The organism is Sporosarcina sp. Marseille-Q4063 (genome assembly GCF_018309085.1).
GTDB lineage: Bacteria > Bacillota > Bacilli > Bacillales_A > Planococcaceae > Sporosarcina.
On the sequence record NZ_CP070502.1, the window covers coordinates 1,943,190 to 1,964,519 of the forward strand.

Consider the following 21,330-nt stretch of genomic DNA (forward strand, 5'->3'; position numbering starts at 1 on the left):
TCCTATAGACTATTGTTAGAATAGTCCTTGTCCTTGTGCAAATTCACGGTATAAATCATGTGTTGCAATGAGTTCCTCATGCTTCCCTATGCCAGTAACCTTTCCTTTTTCCAGGAAAATCAACTGATTCGCATGAATTACAGTCGCCAATCTATGTGCGATAATAAGCGTTGTTCGCCCTTCCATAAGACGAACGAGCGCCTCTTGAACATGAGTTTCTGAACCACTGTTCATCGAGAAGTAATATTTCGGGATTGTAAAGTAATGCCCGGGCGATTGCAATGCGTTGGCGCTGTCCACCTGATAATTTCATTCCGCGTTCGCCGACAAGCGTTTCGAACTGTTCCGGCATCTCTTCGATGAAATCAAGTGCATTCGCCGCTTCTGCAGCCCTTCTCACTTCTTCAGTCGTCGGTCTCTTATCAAGTCCGTATGCGATATTATCCATAATCGAACCGCTAAGTAATGGGCTTTCCTGCGAAACATACCCGATTTTACCGCGCCACTCGGACAAAGCGATCGTATGAATCGATTTGCCTCCTATTGAAACTTCCCCACTTGTCGGCATATAAAACCTTTCCAGCAATGAAAACACCGTCGTCTTGCCGCCCCCGCTCGGTCCTACCAATGCGGTTACCGTTCCGGGATTTGCTTCAAACGAGATTCCACTAAGGACTTCCTTTCCAGATTCATAGGAAAAATGGACATCTTCGAATGTAATGATTCCTTCTGGAACAACTTGTTCTCCCGTTGAGACTTCACTTTCCATTACAATAATATGTTGAATGCGCTCTGTCGCTCCAACAGCTTTTTGGAATGAAGTGAAAAACGACGCCATCTGCGCAAATGGCACGATAATTTGAAACATGAAAAAGATAATGGCGACAAGCGTGCCCGCGGATAAAATTCCCCGTGATACTTGTGAGCCGCCGTATCCTAAAATAACAACAAGAATACTCATCATTGTTAACGTCATAATCGGCGAGATTACAGCTTGTATTTTTGCTTCTTTCAAACCGAATCCAAATAATGACCGAATTGCTTTTTGCCCTTGTTCCGCTTCCGTCTTTTCCGCACGGGATGCTTTTACTAATCTTATATCGCCAAGGACACGCCCTAGATGACCTGAAAACTTTGCCATCTCAGCTTGCGTCGCCTTGGCAACTTTATGCATGATGCGACCGAGCGGAATGATAATCGCCATGCTGATTGGAATACTGATCAGCATGATTAATGTCATTTGCCAGGACAAGAAAAATAAAATAATTATCGATCCAACAATCGATATGACTCCCGATACGAAAGTCACCAGATGATTCGTCACCAATTCCTTCAGTGTCGTTGTATCTTGCGTAATCCGGCTCATCGTTTCGCCGGTTTCATTCGCATCGTAATACGAGACGGGTAGACGGAGCACTTTATTCCACAACTTGCCGCGCAAATCCGCGACAACCGTTTCGCCTATATATGTCAATAGATAATGAGAAACGCCGCCGGTTAGTGCTTGAACAATAAAGATTACGAATAAAAAAGCTGCTGTTTTCCAATTAAATAATGCATCTGCCAACGTATCCACAAGTGTTTTCGTGATAAGCGGAATGACTAACCCCGCGATTGTTGTCATCAATGAAAGAATTAGTGCAACGACTGTGACGCCAATAGGCCATTTCAACTTTTTCAATAAAGCAAAAAAGTTTCTCGTAGAGGATTCTTTACGAGGTTTGAGTTGTTCCGACATTCTAGCACTTCCCCTTTTGGCGTGTATTTCTTTATGGTTATACCTTTGAGATGTTACTAAGTAGTCGGCCGATTTCCAACCAATCTGCATCTAAAGTCGGCCGATGCGAAGGTCGATAAAAGATGGCTGCCGGATGAAAAGTCGGGACGATGGTATGGGTTTCACTCGTCCAGTTAAATTTTGTGTCATCGAGTTCTTTCAAATATTGAACTGGTCTTTCTAACAGTTGTCCGTGCAACTCGGTGACTTTCGAATCTCTTCCCAATAAACGCTGCAACCCGACATTGCCTAGCGTGACGATTAACTTCGGTTTAACGGTCAATAATTCATAATCGAGAACGGGCGCGTGTGCCAAAATTTCTTTTTGCGTAGGAGGCCGATTGTATTTCCGCTCCGTTAACGTACCATCACGATTTCTTTTCGTTCCCCATCTGTACGGTCTACTCCGCACAGCACTAGTAATATAAACATCTTCCCGCGATAAGCCGATTGTATCCAGCGATTTCATCAATTCTTTTCCGGCACGGCCAATAAAAGGAATGCCGTCCACGAGTTCGAACTCACCGGGTGCTTCGCCGATCAGCATCAGTTCAGGATTTCTTGGGCCTTCGCCGTAAATAAAACCTTCTACAGGAAACCCTTCGATACGGTCTTTTCCAAGTTGTGCAATTGACTCTGGTATGCGGAACATCGAAACACCCCTTTCCTATGTTTTACTTTAACAAAAATAACCTCTCCACTAAAGGAAAGGCTCTGGATTTCTTAGATTATGAACGGATTTAGCGCATTTTCTACACTGTTGGAAAAGTTCTTTCCAGCGCCCCAGTCAAAACGTTTCGGCTGATGTTGCTCTCGGTGCGCGTCAGGTTATTCTCGTTGCTATCCAATTTATTCTCGTATCGTGTTTGGACACCGTAAAAAATTCGTGCCAATGAAAAAAAACGAGTGTTTGAACAATAAATCGTTCAAACACTCGATGTTTCATTCCAATTCCAACTGTTTCGTCTCTGTCCCCAAGAAAACAACTGCTAAGACACCGATAACAATGGCTCCGCAGAAAATCCCGAAGATAAAGCCGAAACCGTATCCCGCCGCCAATAAAGATCCAACGAGCAACGGGCCGAAAATACCGCCGACTCGACCGATCGCCGCGGCCATTCCTGAACCTGTTGCACGAATGGATGTCGGATATTGCTCAGGCGAATAAGCATATAAAGCGCCCCATGCGCCTAAATTAAAGAATGACAACAATGCACCTGAAACGAGTAATAAGCCAAGTGTTTCCGCATTTCCAAATATGTAAGCACTTGTTGCTGTTCCAAGAAGATACGTTGCCAATACGAATTTCCGGCCTACTCGTTCAATTAACCAAGCCGCTGTAAAATAACCTGGCAGCTGCGCGAGTGTCATTAATAGTACATACCCAAAGCTCTTAATCATACTAAAGCCTTTCATCACCATCACACTGGGCAACCAAAGGAACATGCCGTAATACGAGAACACGACCATGAACCAAACAATCCACAACATCACCGTGCGCTTCGCATATTTTTTTGAAAATAAAAGCTTCATCTTTGCACCGGCTGATTGCTTCGGTTTACCTTCCCTGGCATACTTCGGTGAATCCGGTAAATTTCTGCGTAGATAAATTGCATAAAATGCTGGTAGCGCAGTAATGATCAAGGCAACTCTCCAGCCAAATGAAGGAATAACAAAATAAGCAATTAATGCAGCAAGCAACCATCCAGCCGCCCAAAAACTTTCCAGTAATACGACAACTCGTCCACGTTCTTTCGCATCAACGCTTTCAGATACAAGCGTCGATGCCACTGGCAGTTCCCCGCCTAGGCCGGCCCCTACAAAGAAACGTAAGATTAAAAAAGCAGTTAGCGTCATCGTCAACGCAGACAAACCGCTTGCGACCGAGAATAAAACAAGCGTTATCATAAAGACATTCTTCCGCCCAATTCGATCCGCTAATAAGCCGAATCCGAATGCACCGACTGCCATTCCGATGGAGTTAACGCTTCCGATCCAACCCATTTCAACAGACGATAAATTCCATTCAACAGCAATGGCCGCAATAACAAATGACAGGATTCCGACATCCATTGCATCGAACATCCATCCTGTTCCTGCTAGCCCAAGCAAGCGATTACGTGATATTTCTTTTTTCTGCTTCAAAATTCTTCTACTCCCCGTGTTCATATTCAGGTGTCATGACACATGTCATTATACCTCACTTATTAACCTAACACAAAGATTTTTTTAAAGAATAAGTACGAGACTTACCGCCATAACCGCCATTCCTGCCATCATTCCATAGATTGACGAATGGGCTTCGTCGTATTTTTTTGCAGCGGGCAACAGTTCATCAATGGAAATGAAAACCATAATCCCTGCAACAGCCGCAAAAATCACGCCAAACATGACCCCATTTAAATACGGCATGAGGATTAAATAAGCGACAACCGCGCCGACCGGTTCAGCCAATCCCGAAAGAAATGAAAGTTTGAACGCTTGCTTCCGATTCCCCGTTGCATAATAAATTGGAATGGCGACGGCAATTCCTTCAGGTATATTGTGAATGGCCACGGCAATTGCAATGGCTATACCGAGCGTAGGATCTTGCAGTGCTGAAGTAAACGTTGCAATGCCTTCTGGGAAATTATGAATCGCAATCGCCAGCGCAGTGAACATGCCCATTTTCTTCAATTTCGCATACTCGTCATTCGTCGGTCCTTCATTTACTTCCTCGACGCTTTTCACATCATGCGGATTTCCGATTGCTGGAATGAAATGATCAATAAGTGCGATTAACAGCATACCCCCGAAAAATCCAACAAGCGTCATCCAATAACCGTTTTTCGTTCCAAGTTCCAGTACCAACTCGACTTTCGCTTTGACGAAGATTTCCACCAACGATACGTAAATCATTACACCGGCTGAAAATCCAAGTGCTACTGATAAAAATTTGGTATTCGTCCGCTTTGTAAAAAAGGCAAGCAAGCTTCCTATTCCAGTAGCAAGGCCTGCAAATAGGGTTAACGCAAATGCAAAAAGTATACTCCCATCCATAAACACAGCTTCTTTCTAATTCTTAGTTATTGCTATTGTATGCTAAGTGTTTCCCATGTGCAAAACTTTAAATAATTCTTTAAACTATTAATTTGAAAAACAAAAAAGAACCGGCCTATAGAAAGACCGGTCCCCTATTTCTTTTAAATTAAAATGCTTCTTCCATTTCATTAATCATTTCTTTCATTGAAAGAAGACCGCCGCCTGATAAGTACCAGTAGTCAGCGTTTAAATAAATAATTTTGCCATTTTTATAAGCATCCGTTTTCTTCACAAGATCGTTCTCAATCGAATCTTTTACGCTTGATTCCGTACCGATTGCCGCATCACGATCTACCACGAAAAGAATATCTGGGTTTGTTTCCACAATATATTCAAACGTGACGTTTTGACCGTGCGTAGATACTTCGATTTTTTCATCAGCTGCCTTGAATCCGAAGACATCATGGATTAAACCGAAACGTGAATTAGGGCCATACGCACTTACTTTTCCTTCGCTTCCAAGAACAATCAATGCATTTTCATCGAAGTTTGAAGTTTTATCGTTAATCGCAGCAATTTGCTCATCAATTTCAGCCAACTCTGTTTTCATTTCATCTTCTTTATCAAAGATTTTTGCGACAAGGTCCATATTCTCTTTAAATGAATCCATATAGTGCGCCGTATCTAAACCAACGAAAATAGTCGGTGCAATCTCACTAAATTCTTTATAAAGATCAGCCTGACGTCCAGAGATGAAAATCACATCTGGTTTCATTGCGTGAATAGCTTCAAAATCGGGTTCTTTCAAGCTGCCAAGATTTTTGTATTTTGCATCTTCAAATTTTGACAGGTAAGCAGGAATGGTTGCTTGCGGAAGACCTGCTACTTCGATTCCAAGTTCGTCTAGTGTATCAAGTATTCCAAAATCGAACACGACGACCGTTTCGGGGCTTTTCTTCACTTCAACTGGCTTTTTATCAAGTTCATGCGTAACTTCAATAACTTCGCTTTCGGTATTCCCATCCGAAGATGTCGTCTTATCTGCTTTTTCGTTATCAGTTCCACATGCCACAAGAAAAGCCATTAACGCAAACATCATAACTGCTAAAGATAATTTTTTCATCATTTGTTCCCATCCTTTAATTTAAGAGTTAAAATACACGCAAATACGGCAGTTGCTTAATTGTTTAATCGGGATATCCATGTCGTAAATTTCTTTCAATGAATCCGAGTTAATAATGTCATCGGTCGGTCCGTCTTTAACGACACGGCCGTCTTTCAGTGCAACGATTCGATCTGAGTACACAGATGCAAAGTTAATATCATGCAAGACGATGATGACTGTTTTTCCGAGATCATCAACAAGTCTGCGCAATATTTTCATTATTTGAACTGAGTGCTTCATATCTAAGTTATTCAGCGGTTCATCCAATAAAATATAATCGGTGTCTTGCGCAATAACCATTGCGATAAATGCGCGTTGGCGCTGACCACCCGAGAGTTCTTCCAAATAACTATCTTGCATGCCCATTAAATCCATATAATCGAGGGCTTGATCAATAATACGAATGTCTTCTGCATTTAAACGGCCTCTTGAATATGGATATCTGCCGAAAGAGACGAGTTCACGAATTGTCAAACGGACATTCATGAAGTTCGACTGTTTTAAAATCGAAACTCGTTTTGAAAAATCATTCGATTTCATTTTTTTTACGTCTTTTTTATCGACAAGTACCTCACCTGTGTCCGCATCAAGAAGGCGGCTTACCATCGAAAGGAGCGTTGACTTTCCAGCACCATTCGGCCCGATAAATGAAGTGATTTTTCCGGGATGTATATTCACACTGACGTTTTCAACGACCGCTTTCTTCCCGTAAAACTTCGTTAGCTCACGGACTTGAATCATGTAGATCGACTCTCCTTTAATAGTAAGTAGATGAAGTAAATGCCGCCGACGAAGTTGATGATGACACTTAGCGTCGTGGAGAATGTAAACACGCGTTCCACAACCCATTGACCACCAACGAGAGCGAAAATACTCATAATGGATGCACCGACAATGAGAACAGAATGCTTATATGTTTTAAAGAACTGATAAGATAAATTTGCGACGATTAATCCGAAAAAAGTGATTGGACCAACGAGCGCCGTTGAAACTGCGATTAACACCGAAGAGATGATAAGCGTCTTTTTAACAACTTTGTCGTAGGATACGCCCAAGTTGATGGCAGTGTCCCGGCCGAGCGACAAAACGTCAAGATCATTTATCGATTTCCAGCCAATGATCATTGAAATAACAATAATGGCTAGCGCCCACCAAACAAGGTCTCCGCTGACATTGTTAAAGCTCGCGAACATTTTGTCTTGGACTCTTAAAAACTCATTCGGATCAATCAGGACTTGCAAAAATGTTGAGATGCTTCCAAAGAATGTCCCAACAATAATTCCGACGAGCAACAGAAAATAGATGGGTCTCTTCCCAGATTTAAATAAAAACTGATACAACAGTAGCGCAAAGACAATCATTGCCGATACGGATAAAATGAAATTCACATGTTTGTTAACAATCGTCACATGCGATGAACCGAGGAAAAAGATTCCAACAGTCTGCAAGAGTAAATAAAGTGAATCGAATCCCATAATACTCGGGGTTAAAATTCGGTTATGTGTAATTGTTTGGAAGATGACAGTCGAATAGGCGATCGCAACACCTGTTAAAACCATTGCTAACACTTTAATTCCACGGCGCGGCAATGCGTAATCGAAACTTCCATTTAATCCTTGAAATAAGTAAAGTCCACAGAAGAATAAAGCGAATGCACTAAGAATAATCATTTTTGTTGAATTACGCATACGATTTCCTCCTAAACAGCAAGTAGAGGAATATTCCGCTTCCAATGACGCCTACCATTAAACTAATTGATATTTCATAAGGATAAATGAGCACTCGACCCAAAATATCGCAAATGAGAAGAAATATCGCGCCTAGCAGCGCAGTATGCGGCAAAGTCTTTTGCAAGTGATCGCCTTTAAAGATTGAAATGATATTCGGGATAATTAAACCTAGAAATGGAATCATCCCGACTGTTAAAACAACAGTTGTCGTAATGAGCGCAACAAGTATAAGACCGATATTTACGACTCGCCGATAGGCAAGACCGAGGTTTCTAGAGAAATCTTCTCCCATGCCAGCCACCGTAAATCGATTTGCGTACAGATACGCAATTATAATAACGGGGATACTTATGTAGAGAAGTTCAAAACGTCCTTTCATAATCATCGAAAAATCGCCTTGCAACCATGCTGACATATTTTGTATAACGTTTGCCCGATAGGCTAAAAACGTTGTTACAGATGACAGTATGCTCCCGAACATAAGTCCGACTAGTGGTATGAAAATCGCGTCCTTGAACTTTATCCGATCAAGAATTTGCATAAACAAGAGCGTGCCGGCAAGCGCGAATGCAAATGCGACGATCATCTTTTCAATTGTTGATGCGTTCGCGAACAAAAGCATTGAAACAAGAATTCCAAGCTTTGTTGCATCGAGCGTACCAGCGGTTGTCGGCGAGACAAATTTATTTCTGCTTAGCTGTTGCATAATTAGTCCCGAAATACTCATACCAGCACCTGCTAGAATGATTGCAACGAGTCTTGGCATGCGGCTAATCAAAAATATTTCCGTTTCTTCCGATTTGAAATCTAGTAAACTCATCGGGGTAATATGGCTGACTCCTACAAACAACGAAAGGAAGGAAAGGCCTATTAATGCGATTATCAAATAACGTTTCTTCATGGCAGCCTCGATATCGATTTATTTAACTCTAATTGAGAACGATGTACTGAAAACCATTATCAATTAGACTCAATCTCAATTATAGCATCGGTCAAATCGATGTCAATTACAAATGAAAATGATTATCAATTAGATTACAATGGACTATATGATAAAAATATCCAAAAAAGAAGCACTTATGATGTAATAAACTATATAAATATATTTCGAATTCCGAATCTAACTATCGTTTTAATTAGCAAAATCCGCTATACTATATTTTAATGAAGGAGGAGTAAATTACTTGTTAAAACAATTCTTTTCTTATTATAAACCCCATAAACGGCTGTTTATCATAGATTTTTCGAGCGCCGTATTTGTCGCTTTGCTCGAACTCGCATTTCCATTGGCGGTTCAGTGGTTCATCGATGTCTTGCTCCCAGGCGGGAATTGGGGAAAAATCGTTACGGTCAGCATTCTATTACTTCTGGTCTATATTTTAAGTACATTCCTTCAATATATCGTCAGTTATCTTGGCCATAAACTAGGCATAAATATTGAAACAGATATGCGCCAACAACTTTTCAATCATGTTCAAAGACAATCGTTCAGATTTTTTGATAATACGAAAACTGGACATATTATGAGTCGGATCACCAACGATTTATTCGACATCGGAGAACTTGCTCACCATGGTCCCGAGGATTTGTTTATCGCGATCATGACGCTAGTCGGCGCATTTATTCTTATGTACAATATCAATCCGGAACTTGCCGTCATTGCAATCGTCATCGTTCCGCTACTTGTGGTGCTCGTTACATTCTGTAATATTAAAATGAATCAAGCATGGACCAATATGTACGGAAAAATTGCAGATGTTAACGCCCGTGTTGAAGATAGCGTTTCGGGTGCGCGTGTTGTCCAATCCTTTACTAACGAAGAATTTGAAATCTCACGTTTTGAAACGGATAACGGCAACTTTCGAATTGCGAAGCTTGTTGCATATAAGGTGATGGCGTGGACGCATTCAAGTATGTATATGATGACGCGATTGATGACCTTAGTCGTTCTCGTCGTTGGTGCATGGTTTTCATTCAACGGAAAGTTAACGTACGGAGAACTTGTCGGGTTTATTCTTTTTGTTAATATTCTCATCAAACCTGTTGATAAAATTAGTGCATTGCTGGAACTTTATCCAAAAGGAATGGCTGGTTTTCGCCGCTTCCGAGATTTGCTTGATCAAGAACCTGAAATTGAGGATGCACCAAACGCAATTGCAGTTAATCATTTAACTGGCGATATCGACTTTAAAGATGTTTCGTTCAATTACGACAGCACGAAGCTTGTTCTCAAGGATGTTAACTTAAGTATCCGTGCGGGCGAGACAGTTGCCTTCGTCGGACCATCAGGCGCCGGGAAAACAACGATTTGCTCATTAATTCCTCGATTTTACGATGTGAATGAAGGGGCTATTTCAATCGACGGGATCGATGTTCGTGAAATGACGCAGAAATCGCTGCGGTCGCAAATCGGGATTGTTCAGCAAGATGTCTTCTTATTTACCGGAACCATTAAAGAAAATATTGCTTATGGAAATTTAGCGGCTTCTGATGAAGAAATTTATGAGGCGGCGCGTAAAGCCCATCTTGAGGAATATATTAATTCATTGCCAAAAGGTTACGAAACACAAATTGGCGAACGAGGATTAAAACTTTCGGGCGGGCAAAAACAACGACTTGCCATTGCGCGCATGTTCTTGAAAAATCCACCGATTCTAATTTTAGATGAAGCGACGTCTGCACTTGATACTGAAACAGAACGGATTATTCAGCAGTCACTTACCGAACTTGCCGAAAATAGAACGACGCTTGTTATTGCTCACCGACTTGCGACGATTCGCGATGCAAACCGCGTCATCGTTGTAACTGAAGACGGGATTGCAGAAGATGGAACCTACGCAGAACTTCTTGAAAAAGACGGCATTTTTGCGCATTTGCATAATATTCAATTTCAAAAAGTTTAAGTTTAAGTTTCGATTTTTTGGACAGTATAAGTTCATCCCCCTTTCTCAAAAAAAATGCACCGCAATTGACCTCCCCCGGTCATGCGGTGCATTTTCCCTTTTAGTAACTTGTAACGAATTCTTCGAACCGTTCACGGTCATAGGTTAACATTTCAACAGTCATAACTGTTCCGTCTTCGTCGTAGGATGTTTTTTTCACATTTGCTTTATCATTTAAATATGCGACAACGTCCCCGCGGTCAAATGGGATAAGTAATTTACACGTAACATACTTATCGAAAACATGTTTTTTGATTAAATCGACAAGCTGGTCTAAGCCTTTGCCGTCTTTCGCCGACAACCATACATTATTCTCACTTACTTGCGGATAACGAACTTCCGCCAAATCCGATTTATTGAACACGTTTATTGTCGGTACATTTTCGACACCTACGTCATTCAATGTTTGATCGGTGACATCCATCATGAACCGATATTCAGGATGCGAAACATCAACGACTTGAAGCAGAAGATCCGCATCACGCGCTTCCTCCAACGTGGAACGGAATGCTTTTACTAGGCTATGTGGTAGTTTACCGACAAAACCAACTGTGTCTGTTAACAGAAATTCTTTATTGTCAGGCAGTTTGACATTCCTTACAGAAGTATCAAGTGTCGCGAATAGCATATCCTTTTCAAACACTTGTTTTTCTACCGATACATTCATTTTCTCGAGAAGTCCGTTCATAAGCGTCGATTTTCCCGCATTCGTATAACCTACGAGTGAAACGACAGGCAAACCGCTTCTTCTGCGCTGTTTACGTTGCGTTTCACGCTGCGCCCCGACACTTTCCAAATCGCGTTTTAATTTGGCTATTTGATCTTCAATCACTCTTCGGTCAAGCTCAAGCTTCGTTTCACCGGCTCCTTTGTTCTGAAAACCGCCGCCCGTTCCGCCACCTTGTCTGCTTAATGACGCGCGAAGACCAACTAAACGAGGCAACATATATTGTAATTGCGCTAAATCCACTTGCATTCTCGACTCTCTAGATCGAGCTCGTCTCGCAAATATATCAAGAATCAGCATGGTTCTATCGATTACTTTGCACTCTAGCCCATTTTCCAAATTACGAATTTGGGATGGCGATAATTCATCATTGAAAATGATTAAATTCGCATCTGTTCCTTCAAAGTAATTTCGAATTTCACCTATTTTTCCCGTCCCGACGTAATGGGAAGGATTAACACGCTCCATATTTTGAACGACGGTGCCGACGACTTCCACATCAATCGCTTCAGCCAGGTTTCCAAGTTCCTCCATCGAGTATTCAAAATGATCATCTGTCTGAACATTTACACCGACTAGCACGGCGCGTTCGACTAATATATCCAATAAAACGACTCCCTTCAACGACTTACCTAGACTAATTTTACCATATTCAGTTTTTTGCAACAAACGAAGGGATTATACTAGGTCATCTTATACATGCTCAATGACTACTTCTGCCAGCCTTTCTTCTTTTACTTTTTGTTCCTTACCAATGAATTTAAGATCGGCATTTGGTAATGCAATTGTGTTTTCAGAATGGGTCGTCGATAACAAGGACGACCATTCCTCGGCAGCTTTCTCGGGGTCATTCACAGTGAAAATACATTCCGTAATGATCAATTTCTCATTGTCCGGTAAAATCGTTCCATCTTCGCGCAGCTCATTGAAACGTTCTTCATCATCTTTTTCCCATTCAATAAAAAATGGCAACGGTAAATTCGCTGACGGTTGCTGGTCGACAAAAAGCATTTTCCATTTTCGGATATCGCCCGATGCCGTCTTTCTCTCGGCTTGGATAGCACCAGAAGTTTGATAACCCCGTGCGCGGATTTTCATATCGAAAGATTCAATGTCATCGACGGTAAGACAAATCGTACCCCAAGCCTCCCCATCAGGAACATCCCGTAATAATAAATTTACTAGTTGATGATCCGATTTTTCTGCGATGTTTTTATTTTCAACAGAAAGCCATTCAATATACGCATTTCCTACATACATAAGTGCGTTATGCGTTCCCCATTTTTCATGACTACCGCCGATTACCGCATGCCACCCCATTTTTTCTTGTTCATTTACTACGTCGTCGGGAGATTTCTCTGTGAAATAAACAACATGATCAAGTTTAATCATTCCCATCCCTCTTTCAAATCGTTATCTTTCCCTTGTCAGTTTTTCCAACGTATCTGTAAATTCCTGTTCAATTACAGGATCTTTTTTATAGGTAACTAAACTAATGAAATATGTCACAAGCAGACATAAGATGAACCCAGGAACAATTTCATATAACGTATTGGAAAGCACTTTTATATTTCCCCAAATAATAACTGTAATCGCACCGACTACCATTCCTGACAATGCCCCGATTGTGGTAATTTTTCTCCAGTATAGCGATAACAATATAATCGGACCGAATGACGCCCCAAACCCGGCCCAAGCGAACGATACGAGTTTCAGGATTGTATCATGGTCGCCCCACGCCAAGATTGCAGCTACGATAGCAACTAACAGGACTGACATTCTGCCCAAAAACACGTAACTTTTATCAGATGCATCTTTATTTATGATGGCTTTATATAGATCCTCGATAAGCGCGGAGGATGTGACGATGAGCTGTGAAGAAATCGTACTCATAATTGCAGCTAAAACAGCCGCGAGCATAATTCCGGCAACGAACGGATGGAAAATAATTTGACCCAGCGCGATAAATACTGCTTCGGGATCAACCAACTTCGTTCCCGCATTTTGTTGGTAATAGGCAATTCCAACAAGCGCCGTCGCAATAGCTCCCGCCAAACTTAAGATCATCCAACCGATGCCGATTCTTCTTGCATTTTTCGTTTCTTTAACAGATGTGATCGCCATAAACCGAACGATAATATGCGGTTGTCCAAAATAACCCAGTCCCCATGCTACCGAGGAAAGAACACCAAGGATTGTCACACCCGAAACCATATTCAATAAGTTCGGATTCACTTCACGAATACTGGCTGCTGTTTCTCCTAATCCACCCGTGATAAAAACACCGAACAGCGGAACGAGAATCAGCGCAAGGAACATAATAAGCCCTTGAACGAAATCCGTATAACTGACCGCAAGGAATCCGCCAAAAAGCGTGTACGCCAAGACGACAGCAGAAACGATTAGTAGACCGGTATGATACTCAAGTCCAAACGAACTTTCAAAAAACACACCGCCCGCTACCATTCCTGATGATACGTAAAACGTAAAGAATATTAATATGATTATTCCTGAAACGATTCGAAGTAGCCCCGATTTATCCTTCAATCTATTTTCCAAAAAGCTTGGAATCGTAATGGATTCATTTGAAACTTGGGTATAGACACGTAAACGCGGCGCAACGAACAACCAGTTTAAATAAGCGCCAACTGTTAATCCGATGGCAATCCAAGCGCCCCCTAACCCATTGACATAAATGGCACCCGGAAGTCCCATCAGTAGCCACCCGGACATATCCGCCGCCCCGGCACTAAGTGCAGTGACTGCAGGCCCCAGAGATCTTCCGCCTAACATATAATCTGTCAAATTCGATGTTCGCCTAAAGGCATAGTACCCGATGATTAACATGGCAGCCATGTATAAAATAATTGCAATTAATTGATAGAAATCGCTAGACATAATATTCACTCCTTTATGTTATATTCCCTATTAAAACAGGTTTCCCTTCCTTAAGATACATCTTTTCCAATTCCCCCTTAGAAATATAGTACACTTGTAGACAGTATTTGTTTATTTCCCCTAAATTCCCCGGGAAATATACAAGAAACGACAAGGAGGAAATAAAATTATGGTACATACTAAATGGCTTGATAAAACTGTGAAAATGGCAATCGAAAATGTGAGAAAAGGCGGCGGTCCATTTGCGGCAATCGTTGTGAAAGACGGAGAAATCATTGGAACGGGAACAAATCTAGTTCACCTGAACAATGACCCTTCAGCTCACGCGGAACTACTCGCAATTCGCGAGGCATGCACTGCACTTTCATCAATCGATCTTTCTGACTGCGTATTATATGCAAGCGGAGAACCATGTCCGATGTGTTTAGGTGCCGCCTATTGGTCGACTGTCGGAAATATTTACTATGCATGCAGCAAGGCCGATGCTTTAGAAGATGCAAATTTCGACAATCCGCTTGCTGAATTTTTTCCTGATCAAACTAAAGAACCTGAAAACCGCGAAGTTCCTTTCATTCAGATGAAAACAGAGAATTCCCTAGCACCGTTTCATGAGTGGAATCGAAAAAATATGAAAGCTTAGGTTTTGACTTCGTTTCCGGTGGGTATCGTGATTGCAAGGAGGCGATTCACGATGCCCTGGAATAAGAATGATTATCCCGCGTCGTTCAAGAACCTTGAACCAGAAGTTCGAAATAAGGCCATCGAAATTGCGAATGCACTTTTGGAAGAAGGCTATGAAGATGAGCGCGCAATTCCAATCGCAATGTCAAAAGCTCGCGAATTTGTTCACGGTGATGACGCCAATAGACCTGAATATGAAGTGATGTCAAAATCAGATCAATGGATTTTCAAAAAAGCAGATGGTGAAAAAGCGATTTTCAAGAATGAAACCAAAACTGATTTATTGGAGAAAGCGAAACCTTACGTGAATGAACAAAATGGCATTTTGACCATTTATCACGAAGACGGTTCGCATGAAGAAACTTTATATGATTAATGAAATAAGCGTATCCCTATCTAGGGAATACGCTTATTTTATTAGATTTTCCCTTCGGACATTTCCTGTAGTTTAAACTTCATAATTTTACCCGAAGCGGTCATTGGATATTCATCGATAAATTCAATGTAACGCGGAATTTTATGGAATGAAATTTTCCCTTTGCAAAATTCCTTCACAGATTCCTCATCGATTTCCACCCCTTCTTTCGGGATGATCCACGCCATCAATTCTTCGCCGTATTTAGGATCCGGAACGCCTACAATTTGAACATCCGCTATTGCCGGATGCGTGTAAAGGAACTCTTCAACTTCGCGCGGGTAAATATTTTCACCGCCGCGGATGACCATATCCCGAATTCTTCCCGTGATACTGAAATAACCTTCCGCGTCTTCAATGGCAATATCCCCCGTACGCAACCAACCTTCCCCGTTAATAACCTCATTTGTGGCTTCCTCGTTATTATAATAACCCTTCATGACATGATATCCGCGTGTCCATAATTCACCAGGTTCACCGACTTTGACTTCCGCCTCACTAACAGGATCGACAATTTTCACTTCAACATTCGGATGCGGCTGCCCAACCGTTGCTACTTTCTTTTCAATCGGGTCATCAGTTCTTGTCTGTAAAAAGACAGGTGATGTTTCCGTTTGACCGTAGCAAATGGTGATTTCGCTTGCCCCCATGTCATTGATCACGCGGCGCATGACTTCAATCGGGCATGTTGAACCAGCCATTATTCCCGTGCGCAGTGAGGAAGTATCATACTTTTTGAAATTCGGATGATTTAATTCGGCAATAAACATGGTTGGAACGCCGTGGAGCGCTGTACATTTTTCATCTTGAACCGCTTGTAAAACTGTTTCCGGATTAAATTGTTCGATAATAATCATGGCAGATCCATGCGTCACCGCCGCCATCGTTCCCAGAACGCACCCGAAGCAATGGAAAAACGGAACCGGAATACAAACTCGGTCTTGTTCAGTCAATTTCATAATGTCTCCAATTTGCTTCCCGTTATTAACGACGTTATTATGCGTCAACATGACACCTTTCGGAAACCCAGTCGTACCCGATGTATACTGGATATTAATGACGTCGTCAGGATGAAGTCCTTTCAAATGCTCGTTTAAAACAGCATCTGAAACGCCATAAGCATGAGCCATGAACTCTGACCAATTGTACATTCCTTCTTCGCCGCGCTCTGACATTAGAATCACTTTCTTTAAGTGCGGGAACTTTTCACTCGAAATAACGCCTTGCTTACTATGTATAAGTTCGGGACAAATAGAACGAATGATGTCGATATAGCTCGTCCCTTTAAAGCTTTCATCTAGTATGAGCGTTGTGGCTTCAGATTGTTTAAGCAAGTATTCTAATTCCGCCGCTTGGTAATTGGTATTTACCGTGACAAGAACAGCCCCCATTTTGCCTGTCGCAAATTGGCTTAATAACCACTCCCGCTTATTATCAGACCAAATCGCTACATTATCGCCCTTCTTAATGCCCATGCCAATAAACGCCTTTGCGAGTAAGTCTGTTTCTTCATCGAATTCTTTATACGTTTTACGGATTCCATGTTCAGGATATACATAAGCTTCCTGATTCGGATGACGTTCTGCTTGTTCTTTAACGATTTCCCCTACCGTCTTTTCTAATAGTGTCAAAGCCATCCCCCATTTCTAAATTTTATTTGTAAATCTATTTTATCACAAAATTCAAAATGGTTAAAGGGACTTTTGAATGCTTATATTCCTTGAAATGATATTTTTTCACATAAATGAACATATATATCTAAAAAATCCGTTTCACCGACTAGCGGAGAAACGGAAGTTTACTATTATTCGACAGGAAACACTCTTCCGCGTTCATCTTTATACACGACATGTTCTCTTTCAAACTTCGTCGGAGAATCAAGGCCTGCTGCTGCCGCAATTCGAAATAAGCCTTCTCGCATCGTTAAAATATAGTTTGTCACACGGAACTTTTTCTCTTCAACAACAAGTCCTTTTTGCAATTTCAGATCCGTCGTCGCGACACCTGCAGGACAAGTATTTGTATGGCAACGTTCGGCCATGATGCAACCAACTGAAATCATGAAACCGCGTGCAATTTGAACAAGGTCGGCGCCCATTGCCAAAGCAATTGCGGCCCGGTCAGGCGTTGTTACTTTCCCTGATGCAATAATTTTCACGCGATCACGAACTTCGAATTTCCGAAGCGCATCGTCTAATAGAATAAGTGCGGAACGAAGCGGCAATCCGACTCCGTCAGCCAAATCTTGATACGTCGCACCGGATCCGCCTTCAGCACCATCTAAGGAAATGAAGTCCGGTCCTAGTCCTGTTTCGTGCATAAAGGAAGCAAGTTCTTCTGCATCTTGCTTTCCGCCGATGACCAATTTAATCCCAACAGGTTTCCCCGTGTGATCGCGAATTTTATCAATAAAATCGAAAAGTGTCGGGTAATCGCTGAATTGATGGAAACGATTCGGACTGTTAATGGTCGTAAATGGGACGACGTTTCGGATTGCCGCGATTTCCTCCGTCACTTTCTCCCCTTCGACATGTCCCCCGCGCATTTTCGCCCCTTGCGCTAATTTAATTTCAAAGGCTTTCACTTCGGGAATCTCTGCTTTTTCACGTAACCGTTCCCAGCTGAATTCCCCGTCTTCAGTTCTAAATCCGAAAAGGCCCGAACCAATCTGCGCGATAATGTCGGCACCTCCGGCTAAATGGTATTTGGACAAGCCGCCTTCGCCTGTATTCATCCAAGCACCTTTTGCCATGCCAATGCCTTTTGATAAGGCTGTAATTGCATTTTCGCCTAGTGCCCCGTAGCTCATTCCTGATTGACCTAGCAAACTACGAACGTGAAAAGGATGTTCGCAGTTCGGACCGATTATTACCGCATCTTCTTCTGGCAACAACCACGGCAACGCCGGAACTTCTTCACGATGCTCACGTCTTGCGAATAACCCGTCTTCATCAACGAGATAACGCATCGTGTCGACAAGTGTTTCATTATCAACGCGCATTTCCTCGTTCTGTTTCGTAAACATCGCGTTTCGAATAAAATAACCCGACTCATCGAAATCGCGTTTGGATCCAAAACCGATGACGCTGCTTAAATATTTTCCCGGAAGGACCATATGCAAATATTCTTCACGATTAAACGGCTCCCCGTCATTATCATCATTGAATAAGTATTGCCGGAGCTCGGGTCCGGTTTTCTCCAGCATATAACGCATTCGGCCCAAAATCGGAAAGTTTCTTAAAATGGCATGTTGCTTTTGTCGACGGTCTAATAAGTATAGAAAAACCATAATTCCAATTGGGACAATCACAAGAATCGAGATGACAATCATCGTCGTAATCGATACCCCTTCAACAAACCAATTCATCTCCCACACGCCCTTCCCAAGCATTATTAGTAGTTTACCCCGGATGATGTTTGATACTCTTGAATTATCGATTAATTGGGAGGGAAGAATTTTGACCATTAAATTATTAACCAGTCATGCTTCAGTAAGAAAATATAAAGACGTTACACTATCTAAGAATGAACTTCATGAAATCGTGCGTGCCGGGCAACATGCTGCTAGTTCTAACTTTGTACAAGCTTATTCTGTAATTCATGTGACCGAAAAGGAAACACGAGAAGAACTTGCGCGCTTGTCAAAAAATCCGCAGCAAATTTTATCTGCTGGCGCTGTTCTTGTACTATGCATGGATTTTTATCGCGTAAAACAAGGCGCAAGAATGTTAGGTAAGGAAATTGACTTTTCCCTTGCCGAACACTTACTTGTCGGTGCCACGGACGTTGCTTTATTCGCACAGAACATTGCCATTGCGGCTGAATCGAAAGGTTATGGAATTTGTTATATCGGCGGCGTGCGTAATGCGCCTGAAGAAATTAGCGAACTTCTAAATCTACCGGAAGGCGTCGCGCCGATGTATGCGATGACGATTGGTGTGCCAGATGAAGCAAATGAAGTGAAACCAAGACTCCCGGTCGAAGCGATCATTCATGAAAACAGCTATGATGGGGAAAAATATGACGCGATCATTCCAGCTTATGATAATACGATGAATGATTATTACATGAGCCGCGGTTCCAACCAAAAAGACGCCGCATGGTCAGACTCTATGTCGGCATTTTTGGGCGAACCTCGACGTACGCATATGAAAGATTTTCTTAAAAAGCGTGGATTTGAGTTTAACTAACGTCGAGCGCCCGGCAATCAAAATCCCGATAAATAGTGTAGAATACTGATTACATCAATGTTCATTAGGAGCGACTGACCATGCAATTTGAAGAATTAGTAAATACACTTACAGAACGCCTATCAAGCGGATTGTTTATTGGCGGTACGATTAGCCAGCCGCGCATGAAATCCGATGAGCTAAAGCGCGTTCGGCTTAAACCGGTGGAGTTGCAGGGTGAACTGCACATCCAATTTGAATATCAATATGAACGGATCTTAAATCATGAAAATATTCCGCTAAACGACTTGCATAATAAATTGAAAGAGCTACTTGAGCGATTCCGCCAGGCGCATATGGAGTTTTCTAACGAGAAAGTTCAAATCCAAATTTCAAAAAAGTTTAAAGTCCTTTGGAGATCCGAAAAATCGACATCGGAGAAAGTCGTTGATTTATCGCATAATCGCAAGAAAAACTACTTGCTCGATGAAAATACGCCCTATCCGTTTTTAATACGACTTGGCGTTCAAACACCTGAAGGCAAAGTGCGGAATCAGCATTATGATAAATTCAGGCAAATTAACCGATTTGTCGAATTCATCGATGACAGCCTCGCCCATTTACCAACGAATCGGACCATCCGGATTCTCGATTTCGGTTCAGGAAAATCATATTTAACATTTGCGCTCTATCATTATTTACGCATTGAAAAAGGACTGGATATTAAAGTCACGGGGCTTGATTTGAAAAAAGAAGTGATTGAGGAATGTAGTTTGATTGCAAAAGACCTTAACTACGATGATCTTGAATTCCTTGTCGGCGACATTAATGAGTATAATGAGGAAACGTCCGTGGATATGGTCGTTACGCTGCATGCTTGCGATGTTGCGACGGATATGGCACTTGCTCGCGCCGTTAAATGGGATGCAAAAGTTATTTTAAGCGTGCCTTGTTGCCAACACGAGCTTTTCAATCAGATCAAATCTCCAACGCTTGACGTTATGCTCAAGCATGGGCTAATTAAAGAGCGTTTTTCAGCAATCGCAACTGATTCAATCCGCGCGGAACTGTTATCGCTCGTCGGCTATGAAGCGCAATTACTCGAATTTATCGATATGGAGCATACACCGAAAAACATTTTAATTCGTGCGTATCAAACCGGGCGTAAAGCGACAGATGATGAATTCAATACCTATAAGGAATTTCGAAACCTTTTAAACGCCGCGCCTTTCTTAGAGAATGAACTGAAAGAGCTTTTGCCATGATACGGATAACGAACTTGGAAATCCGGCAAGAGCAGGTAGAAGATTATGAATTAACCGAGCGTGTTGTAAAGCTGGCATTTGCTGATGCAAAACACAGCGATAAAAAAGAACATGAGTTAGTATCGCGAATCAGAAAATCCGATAGTTTCATTCCAAAGTTATCATTGGTGGCAACGGATATAGACAGTGACAAGATTGTAGGCCACATTCTTTTATCTAAGATAAAAATTAATAAAGCAGAATCCCTTGCGCTTGCGCCTGTTTCCGTCCTACCAGAATATCAAAATCAAAGTATAGGCGGGCTTCTAATTAGCGAAGCGCTGAAAGAAGCGGAAGTACTCGGATACAACTCAGTTGTTGTCCTGGGGCACCCGGAATATTATCCGAAGTTCGGCTTCAAGAAAGCATCCTTATGGGGGATAACAGCGCCTTTTGAAGTGCCGGATGAAGCATTTATGGCAATAGAACTAAGTGAAAATACGCTCAGTGGGGTTTCGGGGGTTGTTGAATATCCTAGTGTATTTTTTGAATAAGAATTTA

Annotated in this window: 18 protein-coding genes and 1 pseudogene; 6 read left to right on the top strand and 13 right to left on the bottom strand. The window is 41.9% G+C overall.

Going from position 1 to position 21,330, the window contains the following annotated elements; genetic code table 11:
* Positions 1-15: 15 nt before the first annotated feature.
* From JSQ81_RS09985 to JSQ81_RS10020, 8 genes and pseudogenes are all read right to left on the bottom strand, one after another.
* Positions 16-1,738 (bottom strand): annotated as a pseudogene (locus JSQ81_RS09985) (ABC transporter ATP-binding protein).
* Between the two features lie 37 nt (positions 1,739-1,775).
* Positions 1,776-2,429, bottom strand: coding sequence for a uracil-DNA glycosylase (locus JSQ81_RS09990; RefSeq protein WP_212607452.1), 654 nt, complete (start codon positions 2,427-2,429; stop codon positions 1,776-1,778).
* A 290-nt stretch (positions 2,430-2,719) separates the two neighbouring features.
* On the bottom strand, positions 2,720-3,946 hold the full coding sequence (locus JSQ81_RS09995) for an MFS transporter (protein ID WP_305849487.1): 1,227 nt from the start codon (positions 3,944-3,946) through the stop codon (positions 2,720-2,722).
* Between the two features lie 60 nt (positions 3,947-4,006).
* A complete protein-coding gene (gene zupT, locus JSQ81_RS10000; RefSeq protein ID WP_212607454.1) occupies positions 4,007-4,816 on the bottom strand; it encodes a zinc transporter ZupT in 810 nt (269 codons plus the stop codon).
* Between the two features lie 148 nt (positions 4,817-4,964).
* The gene (locus JSQ81_RS10005) at positions 4,965-5,921 is read right to left on the bottom strand and encodes a siderophore ABC transporter substrate-binding protein (protein WP_212607620.1); all 957 of its coding nucleotides are present in this window, start codon (positions 5,919-5,921) and stop codon (positions 4,965-4,967) included.
* A gap of 21 nt (positions 5,922-5,942) precedes the next feature.
* Positions 5,943-6,704 (bottom strand): iron ABC transporter ATP-binding protein, encoded by a 762-nt coding sequence (locus tag JSQ81_RS10010; protein WP_172370659.1) that lies wholly within the window; start codon positions 6,702-6,704, stop codon positions 5,943-5,945.
* On the bottom strand, positions 6,701-7,651 hold the full coding sequence (locus JSQ81_RS10015) for an iron chelate uptake ABC transporter family permease subunit (RefSeq protein ID WP_212607455.1): 951 nt from the start codon (positions 7,649-7,651) through the stop codon (positions 6,701-6,703). Before JSQ81_RS10015 ends, JSQ81_RS10010 begins: the two co-directional genes overlap by 4 nt.
* Positions 7,644-8,594 (bottom strand): ABC transporter permease, encoded by a 951-nt coding sequence (locus JSQ81_RS10020; protein ID WP_212607456.1) that lies wholly within the window; start codon positions 8,592-8,594, stop codon positions 7,644-7,646. The genes JSQ81_RS10015 and JSQ81_RS10020 overlap by 8 nt, the downstream gene beginning before the upstream one ends.
* Positions 8,595-8,877: 283 nt before the next feature.
* On the opposite strand from JSQ81_RS10020, the gene JSQ81_RS10025 reads away from it, so the two are divergent.
* A complete protein-coding gene (locus JSQ81_RS10025; protein WP_212607457.1) occupies positions 8,878-10,596 on the top strand; it encodes an ABC transporter ATP-binding protein in 1,719 nt (572 codons plus the stop codon).
* A gap of 100 nt (positions 10,597-10,696) precedes the next feature.
* Here the strand turns inward: JSQ81_RS10025 and hflX are convergent, their stop codons facing one another.
* From hflX to putP, 3 genes are all read right to left on the bottom strand, one after another.
* A complete protein-coding gene (hflX, locus tag JSQ81_RS10030; protein WP_212607458.1) occupies positions 10,697-11,968 on the bottom strand; it encodes a GTPase HflX in 1,272 nt (423 codons plus the stop codon).
* Positions 11,969-12,055: 87 nt separating this feature from the next.
* Positions 12,056-12,754: a VOC family protein gene (locus JSQ81_RS10035; RefSeq protein WP_212607459.1), complete on the bottom strand. Its 699-nt coding sequence runs from the start codon at positions 12,752-12,754 to the stop codon at positions 12,056-12,058.
* A gap of 21 nt (positions 12,755-12,775) precedes the next feature.
* Positions 12,776-14,260, bottom strand: a complete 1,485-nt coding sequence (gene putP, locus JSQ81_RS10040; RefSeq protein ID WP_212607460.1) for a sodium/proline symporter PutP — start codon at positions 14,258-14,260, stop codon at positions 12,776-12,778.
* Between the two features lie 169 nt (positions 14,261-14,429).
* Here putP and JSQ81_RS10045 point away from each other — a divergent pair, with 169 nt between their 5' ends.
* A complete protein-coding gene (locus JSQ81_RS10045; RefSeq protein WP_212607461.1) occupies positions 14,430-14,900 on the top strand; it encodes a nucleoside deaminase in 471 nt (156 codons plus the stop codon).
* Between the two features lie 51 nt (positions 14,901-14,951).
* A complete protein-coding gene (locus JSQ81_RS10050) occupies positions 14,952-15,317 on the top strand; it encodes a DUF2188 domain-containing protein (RefSeq protein ID WP_212607462.1) in 366 nt (121 codons plus the stop codon).
* Between the two features lie 41 nt (positions 15,318-15,358).
* On the opposite strand, the gene JSQ81_RS10055 is transcribed toward JSQ81_RS10050, so the two are convergent.
* Positions 15,359-16,987, bottom strand: a complete 1,629-nt coding sequence (locus tag JSQ81_RS10055) for an AMP-binding protein (RefSeq protein WP_212607463.1) — start codon at positions 16,985-16,987, stop codon at positions 15,359-15,361.
* A gap of 173 nt (positions 16,988-17,160) precedes the next feature.
* Positions 17,161-18,723 (bottom strand): FMN-binding glutamate synthase family protein, encoded by a 1,563-nt coding sequence (locus tag JSQ81_RS10060; protein WP_212607464.1) that lies wholly within the window; start codon positions 18,721-18,723, stop codon positions 17,161-17,163.
* 91 nt (positions 18,724-18,814) lie between these two features.
* Between JSQ81_RS10060 and nfsA the strand changes: the two genes are divergently transcribed.
* The 3 genes from nfsA (at position 18,815) to JSQ81_RS10075 (ending at position 21,323) form a co-directional block, all read left to right on the top strand.
* Complete coding sequence (nfsA, locus tag JSQ81_RS10065) at positions 18,815-19,546, top strand: oxygen-insensitive NADPH nitroreductase (RefSeq protein WP_212607465.1); 732 nt, start codon at positions 18,815-18,817, stop codon at positions 19,544-19,546.
* 80 nt (positions 19,547-19,626) lie between these two features.
* Positions 19,627-20,790, top strand: a complete 1,164-nt coding sequence (locus JSQ81_RS10070) for a class I SAM-dependent methyltransferase (RefSeq protein WP_212607466.1) — start codon at positions 19,627-19,629, stop codon at positions 20,788-20,790.
* Positions 20,787-21,323 (top strand): GNAT family N-acetyltransferase, encoded by a 537-nt coding sequence (locus JSQ81_RS10075; RefSeq protein ID WP_212607467.1) that lies wholly within the window; start codon positions 20,787-20,789, stop codon positions 21,321-21,323. Before JSQ81_RS10070 ends, JSQ81_RS10075 begins: the two co-directional genes overlap by 4 nt.
* Positions 21,324-21,330 lie beyond the last annotated feature (7 nt).